The sequence below is a fragment of the Kistimonas asteriae genome, from assembly GCF_018263925.1.
GTDB lineage: Bacteria > Pseudomonadota > Gammaproteobacteria > Pseudomonadales > Endozoicomonadaceae > Kistimonas > Kistimonas asteriae.
Window position 1 is genome coordinate 136,775 of sequence record NZ_JAEVHF010000014.1, and the last position, 18,561, is coordinate 155,335.

General features: G+C 54.7%; 1 protein-coding gene. It reads right to left on the bottom strand.

The features are described 5' to 3' along the window. Positions 1-4 precede the first annotated feature (4 nt). Entirely contained in the window at positions 5-18,550 is an 18,546-nt protein-coding gene (locus KHS78_RS16105; protein ID WP_211829494.1) for an Ig-like domain-containing protein, read from the bottom strand. Positions 18,551-18,561 lie beyond the last annotated feature (11 nt).

The following is an 18,561-nucleotide window of genomic DNA, read 5'->3' on the forward strand; positions in this document are numbered from 1 at the left end:
CCCGTTACCCATCCAGATGTAGGTTACCGTTCTGCAGCATGGTATTTAATATCGCGTTGTTATCACCCAGGCTGGACAGGTCGACATCCTGCAGGACGATTTTCTGGGTCACGTCACCACCGGCTCCGGATGGATGAATACTAATTTCAGTGCTGCCGTTAACCACCGCGACATCCAGAAACTGGTCAATGGTCTCCGGTGTTTCACCGGACAACAGCTGGCTGAGATCAATGGCATCCCCACTGACACTGGCATCGAAATCCGTAATCGTATCTACGGCAATGGTGGACGCGGTTCCTTCATCACCGGCAATCCAGACAAAGGTATCGGAACCCGCGCCGCCGGTCAGGGTGTCATTGCCAGCACCACCGATCATGAAGTCATCCCCATCCAGACCCAGCAGGGTGTCATTGCCAGCCATACCATTGATCTGTTCACCAAACGCGGTACCCGTCAGGGTCTCGCCATTGACGGTGCCATCAATGGCGCCGGTGCTGTCCAGGGTATGCATCACATCAATGTCCAGCGTGGCTGTGCTGCTGTTCGAACCATCCGATACCTCATACGTGAAGGTTTCCGTCTGATCCGCCCCCCCCAACACCCTGACTTCAGCATCCGTTAACGCCCGGTTATAGAGGCTGGCCTCATCGATATCACCATGGAAATAATTACCGGCACTGGTCACATCACCACTGTGTATTTTGGTACTGTCAGGATTGGATCCAAAAGCGATTTGGCCACTGTGCGCGCTGACCGGAACGGCGCCGGACTGCGTCCCGAAATCGACCCCATCGAGATAACCCGTTACCGTTCTTTCACTGGCCGTCGCACCAGACGCATCCAGCACCATCGTGACGCTATGCCAACCGGCATCCATATTATCCAGACTGGTACCGATAAAGGCGCCGTTCCAGCTATCCGATTCACTCCATGCACCGACGTAAAGATTTCCGTTGTTAATATAAATATTCAGGCCATTCGTACCACCGCCTTCTTCAAAAAGAATCTGGGTGCCACTGAGGTCATTAGCAGGATCAATTCTGAACGAGAGGCTGATCGTCCGCTCGGTGACATCCGCTGAAACAATATTGTTTTCCGCAGTGGTTCCCGAATAGGTATTGATTTCCGCAGAATTGGCCACCGTGATACGGTCATTAACCCCATCAAAACTCACCGCACCGCCACTGACACCGTCAGAAACAAACGTCGCCCCGGCCAACGTACCGTTATCCGCAATGCTGTCCACTGTTGAACTGTCAGCGACGGTGGTACCGGTGCCTTCATCAAAGGTCCAGCGGGCCATCAGGTTGCTGTCGAGATCCACACTGGCGAAGGCAGGGTCAAGGTTGTAGTTCCAGCTGCCGTCGGCGGCGATATCCAGGGTACCGTACTCCCCGGCAATACTGGTGGTGCCGGAGGCTGCTACCGCCTGCCCATTGACGTTGGAAACCGTCAGGGTATCCCCCGTTGCAGTGGTTTCCACCGGCAGCACATCGTCACTGATGCCCGTGGTGTCGGAGAGTTGAATGCTGGCATCCACCGCGTGGTCTACCGAAAGGGTTGCCGTGGCTGCGGTGGTGTTGGTGCCGTCACTGACGTTGTAATCCAGGGTCAGGTCACCACTGAGTTCATCACCGGTGCGGATCGTCCAGGTGCCGTCATTGTTGTCATAGACGGTATGTTCATTGTCGGGATAGATATCCCAGTCCGCACCGTTCAGTGTGTAGGTGGTAATCGCGCTGGATGCATTCATCACACCCAGTTCACCATCACTGACATTCTCGCTGAACTGGTGGGCTATCTTTTCCACACCATCGACGGTCAGGCTGACCCGATTATCAACAATATCCACCTCGTAATGACGCCCGGTATTGATGTTGGCATTGTTGTTACTGTCAAACTCAGACAGTCTTGTAGGGGCACCATTCGTCCACTGCTCAACAACCCAATGCGATGTACCATCCCCGTCATAGCTGCCAATGGCCTTGTAGTTATTGGCATCCACATAATCAAAGACAATGAAGTTATTACGGGTGGCGTTACCATCCGTGGGTGTAACCGTGAAATCCAGATGTAGATCCGACCCACGGGTACCGCCGCCGGTGGTATCGATCAACACCACATTTTCCACACCTGAAGCCCCGCCGGTCAGTGTCAGCGTATCTCCGCTAACGGAAACACCTCCGCCACTGCCTGCCGATAGGCTGGTCTGGAAATCATGCCGGTGGGCGCTGACGCCATCAATGCTGACATCCTGAACACTCAATCCGTCACCCTGGGCATCGCTGGCATTGGAGAGCAGGAAGGACTCGGTCACGGTATGGGTCACCAGATCATCCGGGGCAACAATATTCAGTTCCCCGTCAATAAAGGGGTCATGATCGAAATGCACATTAATCGCCTGGGACGTCACGGCTGTTGCGCCGGTCGCTGTCTCCGTAGCGGTGGCGGTAACGGTCATCGCAAAATCGACCCCCTGATGCGATGTCATCGTCAGGCTACCCATATCCCAGCCGGACACATCCAACGCTTCACCGGTTGAGGTCAGGGTATTGGTGCCATCCGACAGAACGACATCCGCAGGAATACCCGTCAGCTCAATCGCCAGGGTTTCCGAACCGTCACTGTCCGGTGTGGCCACGCCGAGATCCACCTCGATTGCCTGGTCACCCTGAACATAGACACCCTCACCCGTGGACATATGACCATTGTCCGCACTGGTCGCCTGTATCGAGATATTATCAATGCGTAGATCAATACTACTGGTCTGGGTCGAGGTATCCGTAATCCGCAATGTTGCATTACCGGCGGAAATACCGGCAAAACTGAGATTCAATGCCTGATTAGTACCAGAACTGGTCGTAATGGTTTCACTGGCCAACACATTACCGGTCGTCACATCAACCACTTCCACCAAGCCTGACTGCACTATTGATAGGCCAGACGTTGCATAGTCAAGAGATAGGGTGTAATTCACGTCCGGGTGAATTGAGAAGTTTTGTTCTGCAACACCGTCATTGGGGCCATTCCCCCCACTGAAACTCAACTGACCAATACCACCAAAATCTACGGTTCCCGTCAGAGACCAGCCGTCTGCCGATGTATCAAAGGTTCCATTGGTTATCAGCTCCGTATCCAACACCAGGTCACTGTACACGTCATTATTCAGGGTAATGGTCGGCGCATCCGCGACCGGTGTGACATCAAAGGTTAATGTCTGAACGGAACTCTCCAGTCCATTGTTATCGGTTGCCTTGAATTCGATGGAAGCAGCAGCGTCGCCACTGGCATTGGCATCCGGGACAAACACCAGTTCCTGTAGTTCATCAGTGGTGAAGGTGTCATTGGCAGACACTGCCGTGGTACCAAAAGGCTGCCCTTCAATCGGGCTCGGTGCCAGGGCTTCATTCACTATCTGGAAGTCATCCAGCTGTGCGGCAAAGGGCTGACTATGATTTAGGTAGTTACCTACTGACGCAATATTGTCAGTCGCCTGATAGTCACTGGTGCCTACCTCAACGCCATCAATATAGAATGTCGTCGTACCATTTTCTCCGACTGCGACCAGATCATGCCAACCATCGCCAATGGAGCTGGCAAAGTAGCCGGAGCCATTGAAACCCGTTCCACCGGTATTGTCCCAGGTACCCAGCTCGCCCGTATCTTTATGGAAGATCACTTGATGATCCGTACCTCGTGACAGCGTATTCCATAGCCCGTTATCAAGAAACAGATCATTGAAGCTGACACTGATGGTCCATTCGCTGCCCAGGTCATAGGCCTGGTCCAGCTGGATATAATCGCTATTGGCATCAAACTCAATGACACCACCCTGTTCAGCATCCGTCACCTGCTGTACACCGTGCAGGGTGCCCTGGATGTCGTTACGGGCATCATTGGCGGGATCAGAAGAATCACTGAAATCGAAGTGCAAATCCGGTGTCGGCTGCTTGTACAGCGTACCGTCACCATTGATCGCGGTGATCGTTACCGTATGGGTGTCCCCGGCATCCTGGTCGGCGATGGTAAAGTCATCCGCCGTGAACGGGTGCGAGGCATCCTCATTGATGGTAAAGGTCTGATCCGCCACCGTCGGTGCATCGTTAACATCCTGCACCAGGATCGTGAAGGTCTGGCTGCCGCCTGACAGCCCGTTGCCATTGTCGTCAACCGCTGTGACTGTGACCGAGAACGACTCTTCGGTTTCATGATCCAGCACCTGACCGGCTTTCAGGCGCAATTCACCGTTCACCACTTCAAACCGGTTGTCAGATACGGTAAAGCTGTGCTGGCTGAAGGCTTCATTATCGGTGTCCGGATCCGTAGCCGAAACTGTGCCAATGGTAACGGCCGTTGCGGTGTTTTCATCCAGCACAGCATCAATATTGGCCACATCAGCCATCAATTCGGGAATCTGTGCTGCAGTCACGGCCTGATCAAACACCTGAAGTCCGGCAATATCACCCGTGAAAGCACCACCAAAACCGGTTCCGGCTTCACTTCCCAGTCGAATCGTGTTGTCCCAGTTAAAGGCAGACGCCGTTAAATTACCGGATGCTACTTCTTGACCATCCACAAACAGCGTTTGCCCCCCAACATCTCCACCATAACTGTGAACCATATAGTGCCATTCACCATCGTTAAACGTGGTGGATGCATCACTGGTGATCGTTTCTTCAGACCAAACACGGGCATTAATCCTACCATCAGAATCAATCCAGATTTCGCGATCACGAGGCCCCAGCGTAGTATCCGTAATTTCAACCATGCAGCCAGAGTCTGTAGTCCGAAACCAAAATCCTATTCCATAAGATGTTTCGGATGCTGCAAGATCAGCAGTAAATGCTGTGCTGCTGCCATCAAAGCGAATGGCATTGTCGAATTGATTATTAGGGCCGTCGACAAATGTAGGAGTGGCACCCGAGAAACTGTCACCACCGGTATCACTATCCAAATTACCGTTAAAGTCCCAGGCAGCTTGAGCCGTTGGCGCGGAAGGCGCCACGCCAGCATCCACTGCCAGCGACACAGACGTCGGTGCTTCATTCACATCACCGACCTGGATGGTGTAATCCTGCTCACTGGTCAGCCCACCGGAATCCGTGACCTGTACCCGGACTTCATGCGTAGTATCTGCCTCATGATCCAACAGACTGCCGTCCGCCACGGTGATTTCACCCGTGCTGCTGTCGATGGCAAAACGGCCGCCGTCATCATCGAGCAGGGAATAGGTCAGGGTGTCACCAGCATCCACATCAGAGGCCGTGACCTGCCCTACCACCGTGCCATTGGCCATATTCTCATTGACACTGAAGTCATCAATAAAGTCTTCCAGCTGGCTGGCCTGGAAAAGGTTGCTGATCTGCGTCGCATCCAGCGCTTCATTGAATACCGCGAAATCATCCACGGCACCGTCCATGTAACCGTCACTCGACCAATTGCTCTTACCAATGAAGTTATTCGCACGGATTTTCTCCGGCGGGACGCCGCCTTGCAAAGTGCCAGCTTCCACTCCATTCTTGTAAACGGTCATCATGCCACTGCTGTCAACTGTCGCAGCCACATGCACCCACTCACCGGCGGTGAAGAAATCATCAACTGTCAGCGTATGTGCCGTACCATCACCATCACGGACCTGAAAGCCGAGGTCGTTCGTCGTTGTGACGTGCCCCAATAAAATATTGTCAACACCGGCGCCATCACCAAAATCAAAGACTCTTGACCAGTTCTGACTGAAACTGTCAAATTTCACCCAGGTGGAAACCGTCATGGCGCCGCCGGTCTGCAGGCCACTGAGTTCCCCGGCACCGGACGTACCGTCCATTTCAAGCGCAGAGCCCGTGCCGTCATGGCCAGTCCCCCAGCTGGCGCTGCCGGAGAAGGTCAGCGCCTGATCACCGTCGCCCATATCTGACGCGCTGGTACCGGAGCCTTCGGAGAAGGAGTAAGCGACATTCACATCAACGCTATTCACCGAATCCAGCTCCGGCGCTTCATTCACGTTGGTGAAGTTGATGGTGGCCGCCGCACTGGCGGTTACCGCCACACCATCGGTTACTGTCACCGAGTAGGATGGCTGCACTTCCCCGCCATCATGGGTAAAGCTGACTTCACCGTCCAACAGTTGCTGCTGGGTGAAACTGAATGTGCCGTCACCGTTATCGGTGACACCCGTTCCGCTGAAGGTGCCATGTTCAACATCGCTGATCACAAAGGTCAGGCCACTGTCATCATGGTCAGCATCCGTAGCGCTGAGGTTCGCAGAGGTCAGCACCACGGTGGCACCTTCATCAATCGACAGCGTATTGTTCTCCAGCTCAGGGCCATCATTGACCGCTGCCACCTGAACCGTCCGGCTGACGGCACCGGTCGTCTCCGTCCCGTCTGAGACGGTAAAACTGACTTCTCGGTCGCCGGTATCCGGGTCTTCCGAGCTGTTGCTATAAGTGATGCTGCGCAACGCCGCCTGGTAATTTTCCTGGGATGCGCTGCCGGTCAGGGTAAGAGTCCCAGTCGCCGCATCCCAGCTGCCGGTAATGCCGTTCTGGTCGGTGAAGTTCAGCGAATCTTCGCCGGCCACATAGCCATCGGCAATGGTAATGGTGGCAGAACTCATGTCTTCCACATCCAGATCAGTGATCACAAGATCATCACCTACCGTCGTGCCCGCACCATTTTCTGTGTAACTGACGCCGGGCAGCGATTCATACAGGATGTTGTCCGTGCTCAGAACCGCGCCATCCGTAGCCGAGCTGGTAACCTGCAGGCGCTCTCCGCCACCGTTTTCCCAGTAAGTCAGTTCGAAACTGTAAAAGCCATCAGCCGGAGCTTCAAAAGCAGCAGTTGTCCCTTCAGCCCCTCTCAAACCGAAAAACTCACTGACGGGTTCACCACCAATGGTCAGCCTGAATCCATCATCGGAGGTGACCGTGAAATCATGTTCGCCGGCTGTCAGCTGGATGAATCCCGTTAATCGGAAACCCACCGTCTCCATGGCATTCCCGCCGATATTCTGTGACAAGCTATCTGCATCCGTGCCTAAGAAAGCGCCTATCGTCGCAGAGCTGTCACTGTAATCCAGGTTGGTCGCTGTAAAGGTCGCTGTAGCCCCACCATCCATGAGGTTGCCAAGATCCACCAAGTTATTGATGGCATTGTTGGTCTCAAAGACTTCACCCCGTAATCCAGTAGGAGATCCCATGTCCGTCGGTGCCGCTGTCAGGAACGGCGTGTCATTGGTACCGGTCACGGTAATTGCAGCATCTGCCGTCGAGGTGACTCCCGAATCATCCGACATCACATAACGGACATTGACCGTCGTCGTCTCACCATTCGCTAACCCGTCAAAGTCTTCACCGGGGTTAAACTGCAGTTGGTTATTGACGATGCTGACTGTGCCCTGTCCTGTGAGTGGATTGCCGTCACCATCGACGATTTGAACACTGTCCAGGCTGAAGTTTGATGCACTGTCACTGCTGTCCACATCGGTATCATTGGCCAACACATTCAGCGTCAGAGACTGATTCTCCTGGGTAGAACCGGTATCCGCATTGGCCACCGGCGCATCATTGGTACCGGTCACGGTGATCGTCGCCGTTGAGGTCGATTCCGCCCCTTCATCGTCAGACATGACATAGCGCACGGTTACCGTTGCCGTTTCACCGGCCGCCAGGCTGTCGAAATCACTGCCCGGCACAAACTGCAGCTGGTTATTCACCACGCTGACTGTGCCCTGGCCACTGGCCGGGTTACCGTCGCCATCCACCACCTGGACGCTGTCCAGGCTGAAATTGGCCGAGCCGTCGTTATGATCAGCATCTGTGTCGTTCGCCAGCACATTAATCGTCAGCGTTTCGTTTTCATGACCTGATCCGGTATCAGCGCTTGCCACCGGATCATCATTCGTACCCGTGACGGTAATCGTGGCCGTTGAGGTTGATTCAGCCCCATCATCATCAGACATTACATAACGGACGGTTACCGTCGCGGTTTCGCCCGTCGCCAAGCTATCGAAGTCACTACCTGGCGCAAACTCTAACTGATTGCTGACAACACTGACCGAGCCCTGGCCGGTGACGGGGTTGCCATCACCATCCACAATCTGCACGCTATCCAGGCTGAAGTTTGTGGGACTGTCGCCGCTGTCCACATCCGTGTCGTTGGCCAGTACATTAAGGGTCAGGGTCTGGTTTTCATGGCCGCTGCCGGTATCCAGGCTGGCCACCGGTACATCATTGACAACGGTCACTGTCACCATCGCTGTGCCTTCATTACTGCTAAAGGCGGTGATGTCACCGTTGTTGCTGGTATCAGCATAACTGCCAGCATTGCCGGTTGTGCCATCCCAGGCCCGGAACGTGATGTTGGCCTCACCGTTATAGTTGGCATTGGGTTCAAAACGCACCTGATCCGTACTGCCCAGTAGCAGGGCATGACTGTCGCCCAGGCTGCCGTCGTTGATGGACTGCCAAGTGGTGCCACCATCCGTGGAGTACTGCCAGGTACCATTACTGTCATCTACACCGGTAATGGCCATTGCCTCGGTGACAGCGCCATCTGCATCACTCAGCTGATTGGCGCTCTGGATGATCTCTGCCACCGTGTTGCCACTACCGTCGGTAATATCTTCAGCAACCGACGACAGAGTGTTGTTCAACAGGTAGTTAACTTCCACATTGTCAATCACATGCTCGGCAGTCGCGCCGCCCGTACCACCGGTGAAGCCCAGCTTGAGGTTGTCCGGCAGATTGAAGCCCTGGCCCGCAAGATCATAGCTATCAATGACCGTACTCCAGGTTGCGCCGTTGTCCCAGCTCATCTTGACCGTCAGCTGTTGATCCGGGGTCAGTTCCACATCCACCTTGCGGAATCCGGAACCGTCAATTCCACCCTGACCGCTGACATCGTAACTCTGGAATTCGGAGTTGCCGTTAATAAGATGAACATTATCGCCCTGGTATTCATCAAATCCGATGGTAAGGTACCTGTCGTCCATATCCTTAGCACCCAGGCTGCCACCAGCGCCACCAACGGCAAAATTACTGCTGTCAACCTGATCACCATCAACCAGCACCAGCGCAAATCCATCCCCAGAACCCGTTGCCTGGAAATCGAAGGTTGTTTGCAATCCGCCAGAGCTGGCCATTGGGGTATCCCAAAGTACAGCACCCGCCTGTGCGGTAGCATTGGGCGTCAGGACAGCCTGGCCACCGGAAATGGATGCATCGCCGTCCACGACCCAGCCCGTGCTGGTATTGAAATCTTCACTGAAGCTATTGGTCAGGGTCGGGGCGTCATTCACCCCGGTCACATCAAAGGTGAGTGTCTGTGCCGCACTGCTGTCCGTGCCATCACTGACAGTGAACTGCAAATTGGCATAGCCGGTACCAAAGGCATCGGCTGGTGGTGTGTACACCAGGTTGCCAATATCGGCAGCCGCCACACTGTCACCCGTATCCACCGCTGCGCCATTCAATGTCAGCGAACCATCGGTCGGTAATTGCGTGATGGTGATGGCATCCAAGCTGTCGCCGTCTTCATCATTGAAACTGAAGTCACCCGCCGCAAAGGTGTAGCTGCCATCTTCCGTCATAGTGACCGTGTTATCCGCCGAGGTCGGCCCATCATTCACACTATTGACGGTGATAGTCCGGGTGATACTCGCGCTCTGGGCTTCTGCACCATCACTGTTACCCAGGTCATTGATGCTGGCAGTCAGCGTAGCGGTACCATGGTAGTTTGCTGTGGGGTGGAACTGCAGACCATTGATTGCTGCATTAAGATCAGTCAGTGAACCCTGTAATGTCATGGTGCCAGAGTTGTCGGCACCTGCCGTCACGGTCACACCACTGTTATCTGCGAGTTCGAGGGTACCGTTGGTGATGCTCAGCGTGACCTCCACCGCATCACTGCCGGAATCTGAATCCGCAAAACTGAGGGTTGTGATCGTCAGCGGCTGGTCTTCTGGCGTTTCCCGAACCACTTCTTCCCAGGTAGCGCCATGACGTTCCATGTCATTACCCGCAGGACCAAAATCCTCAACATCACCACTGCCGCCACTCATCGGGTAGTAGCTGACCAGGTCTGATTCCGTACCACTCAGGGCCTGATCCTTGTCGCCGTCAATGGCGCTCTCGGATTTGGCACTGCTCCATAGCCGGATATCCCGCATTTCACCATCAAAGGCCTGACTACTGTCAAAGCCGCCGCCGACGCTGTCCTGCTCCTGGCCAAAGACCAGAGCGCCATCCCCCTCAATGGAATCTCCCTGTCTCAGGGTACCGCTATAACGCTCGTCACCATCGACAAACAACTTGGTATCGCCGGTCGCACTGTCCCAGGTCCAGGCCACATGGTGCCAGTTGCCATCTGAGACATCGACACCGGTGGAAACACTGGAGCCTCCAATGTATAGACCCAGATTGCTCTGGTTAAACAGCAACATTTCATTGTTACTGTCAGGTGTTGCATACGAGAACAGCGCATCACCGCTGCCGGAGGTATTGACCCACATCTCCACCGTAAAGGCATCAGAGGGTATATCAGCGGCCGGATTGGCTATCAGGTAGTCGCCCGACGAACCACTCAGAGACATCGAGTAGTTCTGATCCAGTATGCCCGGCGCCTCGTTGAACTGACTGACATTGATCGTGCTTGTCGCCACAGCACTGTCATCAGTGCCATCATTCACCGTGATACTGACCGTACGTGGATCGGTACTGCGATCATCGGAGGTATTGCTGTAAGTGACCGACTCCAGTGCCGCTTCATAATCCGCCAACGAGGCATCCCCTGTCAGCGTCAGGGTACCGGTTGCCGCATCCCAGCTGCCGGTAATGCCATTCTGGTCGGTAAATGCCAGTACATCCTCACCGTTGGCGTAATTGCCGGAAAGCTGAACCGTGGCACTTTGCAGCGCGGTGGAATCCACATCCGTAATGGTGACACTACCATCCACCACGACCTGCATATCGCTGTTGGTGGTGTAATTCAGGGTGTCGCCTGAAACGACGGTAGCTGCGTCATTGACGGCGGTTACGTCGAAGGTCAGCGTCTGCGTATCGCTACTGGCCTGTCCATCACTGGCCGTAAACTGCAAGTCCGCATAACTGGCGCCATTAGCATCAGCATCGGGTGTAAATACCAGACCGCTGAGATCCGCCGCATTGATGGCCTGATTGAGAGTGACATCGACGCCATTCAACGCCAGGACACCGGCTACCGGCAGTCGGGTAATGGTCACTGACTGCAGGGTGTCGCTGGTATCGGTATCGCTGAAACCAAAATCGCCTGCCGCGAAGGTATAACTGCCATCTTCACTGATTGTGAGGGTACTGTCTTCCGCCTCTGGCCCATCATTGACACCGGTCACAGTGACGGTTACCGTCGCCGTTTCACTCGTGGCATTTTCAGCACCGGAATTGTCCACAGCCTCATAGGTGAACGAGACATCCCGTGTTTCACCCGCAGCCAGATCCTGGAAGTCATCACCAGGCTCAAACCGGTAATCACCGCCCTGCTGGCCCTCCATGGCCTGCTGGATCTGCGCTTCGGTCAACGCCGTATCGTACAGACGCATGTCATCCAGCTTGCCATCGTGGCCAAACTGCTCATCATCATCACTGTAGGCACCGATCTGAAGCCGACCGGATGATGGGTAATCAATGGCTCCACTCTGGTCGGTACTGCTGACGACCAGCTCACCATTGACGTACAGGTTCATGGTCGCACCATCATAGGTGGCCGCTACGTGGTACCACTGGCCTAGTTCAAAACTGGCTGCATCATCTGTCAGGTAGGTCAACGTACTGCTGTCGCCGGATTTCAAGGCAAAGCTGAACTTCTGATCCTGCGTACCCAGCAGCCAACCTTTCTCATAGCTGCCATTATCTTGTATCAGACCAAAGAAACCGCCCCAGGTGTCTGCACTGTCCAGGTTCACCCAGCCAGCGACTGTCATGGATTCGGCGGGCAGACCATCCGCGGCATTTTCCCCTTCGGCAAGGGTGACCATGCCATTGTTATTGAACTCTGCGACCTGGCCACGCTCAGGATCCTGCACATAACTGACGCCAGCATTGGCAGTACCGTCAAGGTTCGCGGAACCTGAGTCGGTACTGTCGCCATCCAGCGCAAATTGCGCCAGGGTATCCGGCAGAATAGAGACACTGCCTTCGGCGGGCTGGCTCACAATGTTAAAGGTATGGCTATCCCCACTGTCGCCATCCGTTGCGGAAAGGCTGCCGGTCAATGGTGCGTCTTCTGTCGCCGTGTCACTGATTGCCACTGCTTCAGGCCGGTCATTCACTGACGTCACATCAAAGGTCAGTGTATGGACGCTGCTTTCGGCGCCATGATTGTCCACTGCCTTGAAGTCAATGCTGGCCGTGTTGGAACCGTTAACGTTGTCATCTGGTACAAAGGTCAGCTGTGACAGCTCTGCTGCGGCAATGGAATCACCGGCATTCACGACAGTCGCCCCTTGAAGAGTGCCTGTCGTCAAATCCGGTGTCAGTGCCGAATCATAGAATTCAAAATCATCAATAAATTCGGCAAACGGATTGACGAAAGGATTACTGTCATCACCACCGATGGTGCTGATCGCTTCCGTCACCTGGAAATTCACGGAACCGACAAGCTCATTATCAATATAAAATTCCGTGGTGCCGCCAGAACCGACGGCGACCAGGTTATGCCAGTCACCATCAAGGTCCGTGATGGTATAGCCGGAACCTATGAAAGTGTTACTTGGCATCCGGTCATACACACCCAACTCACCACTGGCGTTGATGGCCACGTGTCCATCCGTGCTACCGCGGGTCAGTAGGCTGATGTTTCCATTATCTACCGGATCCGGGTTTCTGAAATTCACACTGATGGTCCACTCGCTGCCTACATCCAGGGCAGTGTCCAGCGTCAGGTAATCCGCGGTATCGTTGAACTGCAGAACCGGTCCCCGATCCGCATCATCTTGCCACTGAACGCCTGATGTCATCGTGCCATGGATATTGTTGCCAGCATCGTTGACTGGATCATTCTGATTACTGAAATCCAGTGACAGTTCCGGTGCAGGTTCCTTGTATAACGTGCCATCACCATTGATAGCTGTAATGGTGACGCTGTGCGTATCGCCGACATCCGGGTCAGCAATCGAAAAATCATCTGCTTCGAAGTGGTAGGCAGTGTCTTCATTGATTGTCAGAGTATTGTCTGCCGCTGTGGGCGCTTCGTTGACATCGGCAACGGCAATGCTCAATTGCTGCTGACTGGAGACATTCTGACCATCGGTGACCTGGACGGTAATGGTATGGCTGTCAGTACTTTCGTGATCCAGTGCGCCGGCAACGCGGATTTCACCGGTACTGCTGTCAATACTGAACCGACCGCCAGCATCGTCGACCAGAGAATAGGTCAGCGAATCGGATTCACCATCACGATCACTGGCGCCTACCATGCCGACCACGGTATCCACTGCGCTATTCTCGTTAATCGACAGACTGAACACATCCGCCACCGCACTGCTGATGCCGTAGGCGGTGAAGGCAACACCGGCTTTTACTGCGGTCAGGTTGATGGTATCCGTACCACTGGCTGCCGCTGTGGCAACCTGAGTTATGTCATAGACATCCCCCATCTGAGTCAGCAATGCGTCCCGTACATCTTCTGTGCTTTCACCCGCAGCCACGGTGTGACTGACTTCAAGCCCTTCCACATTGAAGGTTACAGTCTGTCCTACCTGCAGGTCGGCAGGTACAGTGAGCGCCTCCACCTGTGCCACACCCTCGGTACCGGCGCCGTTGTATTGCACGCTATAGACATTGCCTGCATCGGCAGTGAAATCAATATCAGAGGAAACAACCTGGTCACTGGCATCCTTGATCACCGTGGAAATGGTAAACGGTGGCCGGTTGTTATCATCGACTTCCAGCACATTGCGGTAACTGGAACTGATAGGGCCTGCGGCAAATGACACCAAGTCACCAATACCCTCTGCACCCTCAATGGCATTGGCCACAGCCAGCGCAATACGGTGTGTTGCGGTATCGGTAACGGTATGGGTCACCGTATAAGTTTCACTGCTGTCCTGACTGTTGGTGAAGGTGATCTCAATCACATCCCCTACTGCCAGGGCGTGTGAACCGGACTGAGCGATCTGGATATGCTGGGTGTCACCCGGCTGATTGGCTGTCAGCAGGGTTTCACTGACCTGCGCCCCCACACCGCTGATGACCGGCACATCATTCACATCCGTGACTGAGACTGTGGCAGTCTGTATCGCGCTGTCATCCTCACCATCATTCACCGTGATGCTAAGGGTACGGTCATCCGTATCCGGACTATCCGAATGATTGGTGTAAGTGATGCTCTGCAACGCCGCCTGGTATTGGGCAACGGTTGCATCACCGGATAGCGTCAGGGTACCTGTACCCGCATCCCAGCTGCCGGTGATCCCGTTCTGATCGGTGAATGCGAGGGTATCCTCTCCGGTGAGGTAATTACCGGTCACCTGCACAGTCGCACTCTGCAATGTACTGCTGTCGCTGTCAGACAAGGTCACGGTATTGAGTATTGCTTCTCCACCGTCGTTTTCTGTGTAAGAGAATGGCGTTACCGGCATGGTCACGACCGGCGCATCATTGGTGCCATTGATAGCAATCGTGGTGGTTACTGACGACGATGCACCTTCATCGTCACTCATCATGTAACGAATCTGCACCGTGGCATTTTCACCAGTGGCAAGACCATCAAAATCACTGCCCGGATCAAACTGCAGCTGGTTGTTGACGATACTGACCGTACCCTGACCCGTCACTGGGTTACCGTCGGCATCCACAATCTCGACACTATCCAGCGAGAAGTTCGCCGGGCTGTCATCAACGTCGATATCGACATCATTGGCCAGCACATCCAGGGTGAGACTGTCGCCCTCATCCGTAGTTGCTACCTGGAACAGCTGGAAGCCATCCACACCGGTATAGCTGTCACCATTATTGGAGCTGATATCGAGTTTGAAATAGCGGTATGTGGCAGGTTCATCGAGCTCGAAGTCCTTCACTTCGCGCAGTGACCAGTCCGTCACACTGCTATGACTGTCAATCACTTCGAAGTTCACGCCATCGTTACTGCCCAGCAGTTGCCAGTCCCTGGGTTCCCGTCCCTGATCACGGCCAATTGCCTTGAGGTCATAGCGCCATACCGTAATCGGCTCGCCTGTATCCACCTGCAACCAGCCGGAACTGCCGGCTGTTGCCCAGGAATTAGCGTTATTTGCACTGCTGGCGTCAACGCCGTCAAAGGCTTTATGAGCCGCATAATCCGCCGTGGCCTGACCACTGGCACTCACCACAAAGCCCTGATCCGTGTTGGACGTCATGGTCGGTACCGTCGGGTCCGTCATGTTGCCGTCTGCGACGGCTGTCGGGCCGTCATTAACGGATGTCACATCAAAGGTGAGTGTCTGTGCTGCACTGCTGGCCGTTCCGTCACTGACCGTGAACTGGATATCCGCATAATCATCGCCATGGGCATTGGCGACCGGTGTAAAGACCAGCGAACCGATATCGTCAGCTGCAATCTCCTGTCCATCACTGACCAACGCCCCATTCAGCCTGAGCTCACCGGCAGCCGGCGTCTGGGTAATGGTGACAGCGTGGAGACTGTCACCATCCACGTCACTGAAACCAAAGTCTGCGGCTGAGAAGGTGTAGCTATTGTCCTCTGCCAAGGTAAAGGTGTTATCGGTAGCGACCGGCGCATCGTTGGTGCCGGTCACCGTGATAGTGGCGGTGGATGTTGATTCTGCGCCTTCATCATCGGACATCACGTAACGCACGGTCACTGTCGCGCTTTCACCACTGGCCAGGCTGTCGAAGTCACTGCCCGGCACAAACTGCAGCTGGTTATTCACCACGCTGACAGTACCCTGCCCACTTAACGGATTGCCGTCACCATCGACGATCTGCACGCTGTCGAGACTGAAGTTGGCCGGACCATCGTTATGATCCACATCGGTATCGTTGGCCAATACATCAATGGTGAGGGTTTCATTCTCATGACCGGTTTTGGTATCCGCACTCGCCACCGGATCATCGTTGGTGCCGGTGACCGTGATGGTGGCCGTTGATTCCGAGGTCGCCCCTTCGTTATCGGACATCACATAACGCACGGTGACGGTCGTACTTTCACCATTGGCCAAGCTGTCGAAATCCGACCCCGGCACAAACTGCAGCTGGTTATTCACCACGCTGACAGTACCCTGCCCACTTAACGGATTGCCGTCACCATCGACGATCTGCACGCTGTCGAGACTGAAGTTGGCCGGACCATCGTTATGATCCACATCGGTATCGTTGGCCAATACATCAATAGTGAGGGTTTCATTCTCATGACCGGTTTTGGTATCCGCACTCGCCACCGGATCATCGTTGGTGCCGGTGACCGTGATGGTCGCCGTGGATTCCGAGGTCGCCCCTTCGTTATCGGACATCACATAACGCACAGTGACGGTGGAGCTTTCACCGTTGGCCAGGCTGTCGAAGTCACTGCCCGGCACAAACTGCAGCTGGTTGTTCACCACGCTGACGGTACCCTGGCCGCTTAACGGATTGCCGTCGCCATCGACGATCTGCACGCTGTCGAGGCTGAAGTTGGCCGGACCATCGTTGTGGTCCACATCCGTGTCATTCGCCAGCACATCAATGGTGAGGGTTTCATTCTCATGACCCGTTTTGGTATCGGCACTCGCCACCGGATCATCGTTGGTGCCGGTCACGGTGATGGTCGCCGTGGATTCCGAGGTCGCCCCTTCGTTATCGGACATCACATAACGCACGATGACTGTCGTACTTTCACCGTTGGCGAGACTGTCAAAATCACTGCCTGGCACAAACTGCAGCTGGTTGTTCACCACGCTGACGGTGCCCTGACCACTTAATGGATTGCCGTCGCCATCCACAATCTGCACGCTGTCTAGGCTGAAGTTGGCCGGACCATCGTTATGATCCACATCCGTGTCGTTGGCCAGTACATCGATGGTCAGCGTCTGGTTCTCATGACCAGTGGCGGTATCAGCACTGGCGACCGGATCGTCATTGGTGCCAGTGACCGTAATGGTGGCTGTGGAAGTCGATTCTGCCCCTTCGTTATCGGACATCACATAACGCACGGTGACTGTCGTACTTTCACCGTTGGCGAGACTGTCGAAGTCATTGCCCGGCACAAACTGCAGCTGGTTATTCACGACGCTGACCGTGCCCTGACCGCTTAATGGATTACCGTCGCCATCAACGATCTGCACGCTGTCGAGACTGAAGTTGGCCGGACCATCGTTATGATCCACATCGGTATCGTTAGCCAGCACATCAATCGTGAGGGTTTCATTCTCATGACCGGTTTGCGTATCCGCATTCGCCACCGGATCATCATTGGTGCCAGTTACCGTGATGGTGGCTGTTGACGTCGATTCTGCCCCTTCGTTATCGGACATCACATAACGCACAGTCACCGTGGAGCTTTCACCGTTGGCCAAACTATCGAAGTCACTGCCGGGGACAAACTGCAGCTGGTTGTTCACCACGCTGACCGTGCCCTGGCCGGTTAATGGATTGCCGTCGCCATCGACGATCTGCACGCTGTCGAGGCTGAAGTTGGCCGGACCATCGTTATGATCCACATCCGTGTCGTTGGCCAGTACATCGATGGTCAGCGTCTGGTTCTCATGACCGGTGGCGGTATCAGCACTGGCGACCGGATCGTCATTGGTACCAGTGACCGTAATGGTGGCCGTGGAAGTCGATTCTGCCCCTTCATTATCAGACATCACATAACGCACGGTCACCGTCGTACTTTCACCGTTGGCCAGACTGTCGAAGTCACTGCCCGGCACAAACTGCAGCTGGTTGTTCACCACGCTGACAGTACCCTGACCGCTTAACGGATTACCGTCACCATCAATGATCTGCACACTGTCGAGACTGAAGTTGGACGGACCATCGTTGTGATCCACATCGGTATCGTTGGCCAGCACATCGAGGGTTAATGTCTGGTTCTCATGACCGGTTTGCTCATCCGCACTCGCCACCGAATCATCATTGGTGCCGGTGACCGTGATGGTCGCCGTTGACGTTGATTCTGCCCCTTCGTTATCGGACATCACATAACGCACGGTCACGGTGGTGCTTTCACCGTTGGCCAAACTATCGAAATCCGTACCCGGCACAAACTGCAGCTGGTTGTTCACCACGCTGACAGTACCCTGACCGCTTAACGGATTGCCGTCACCATCAATGATCTGCACACTGTCGAGACTGAAGTTGGCCGGGCCATCGTTGTGATCCACATCGGTATCGTTGGCCAGCACATCGATGGTTAATGTCTGGTTCTCATGACCGGTTTGCGCATCCGCACTCGCGACCGGGTCATCATTGGTGCCGGTGACCGTGATGGTCGCCGTTGACGTCGATTCTGCCCCTTCGTTATCGGACATCACATAACGCACGGTCACCGTGGAGCTTTCACCATTGGCCAAACTATCGAAGTCACTGCCCGGCACAAACTGCAGCT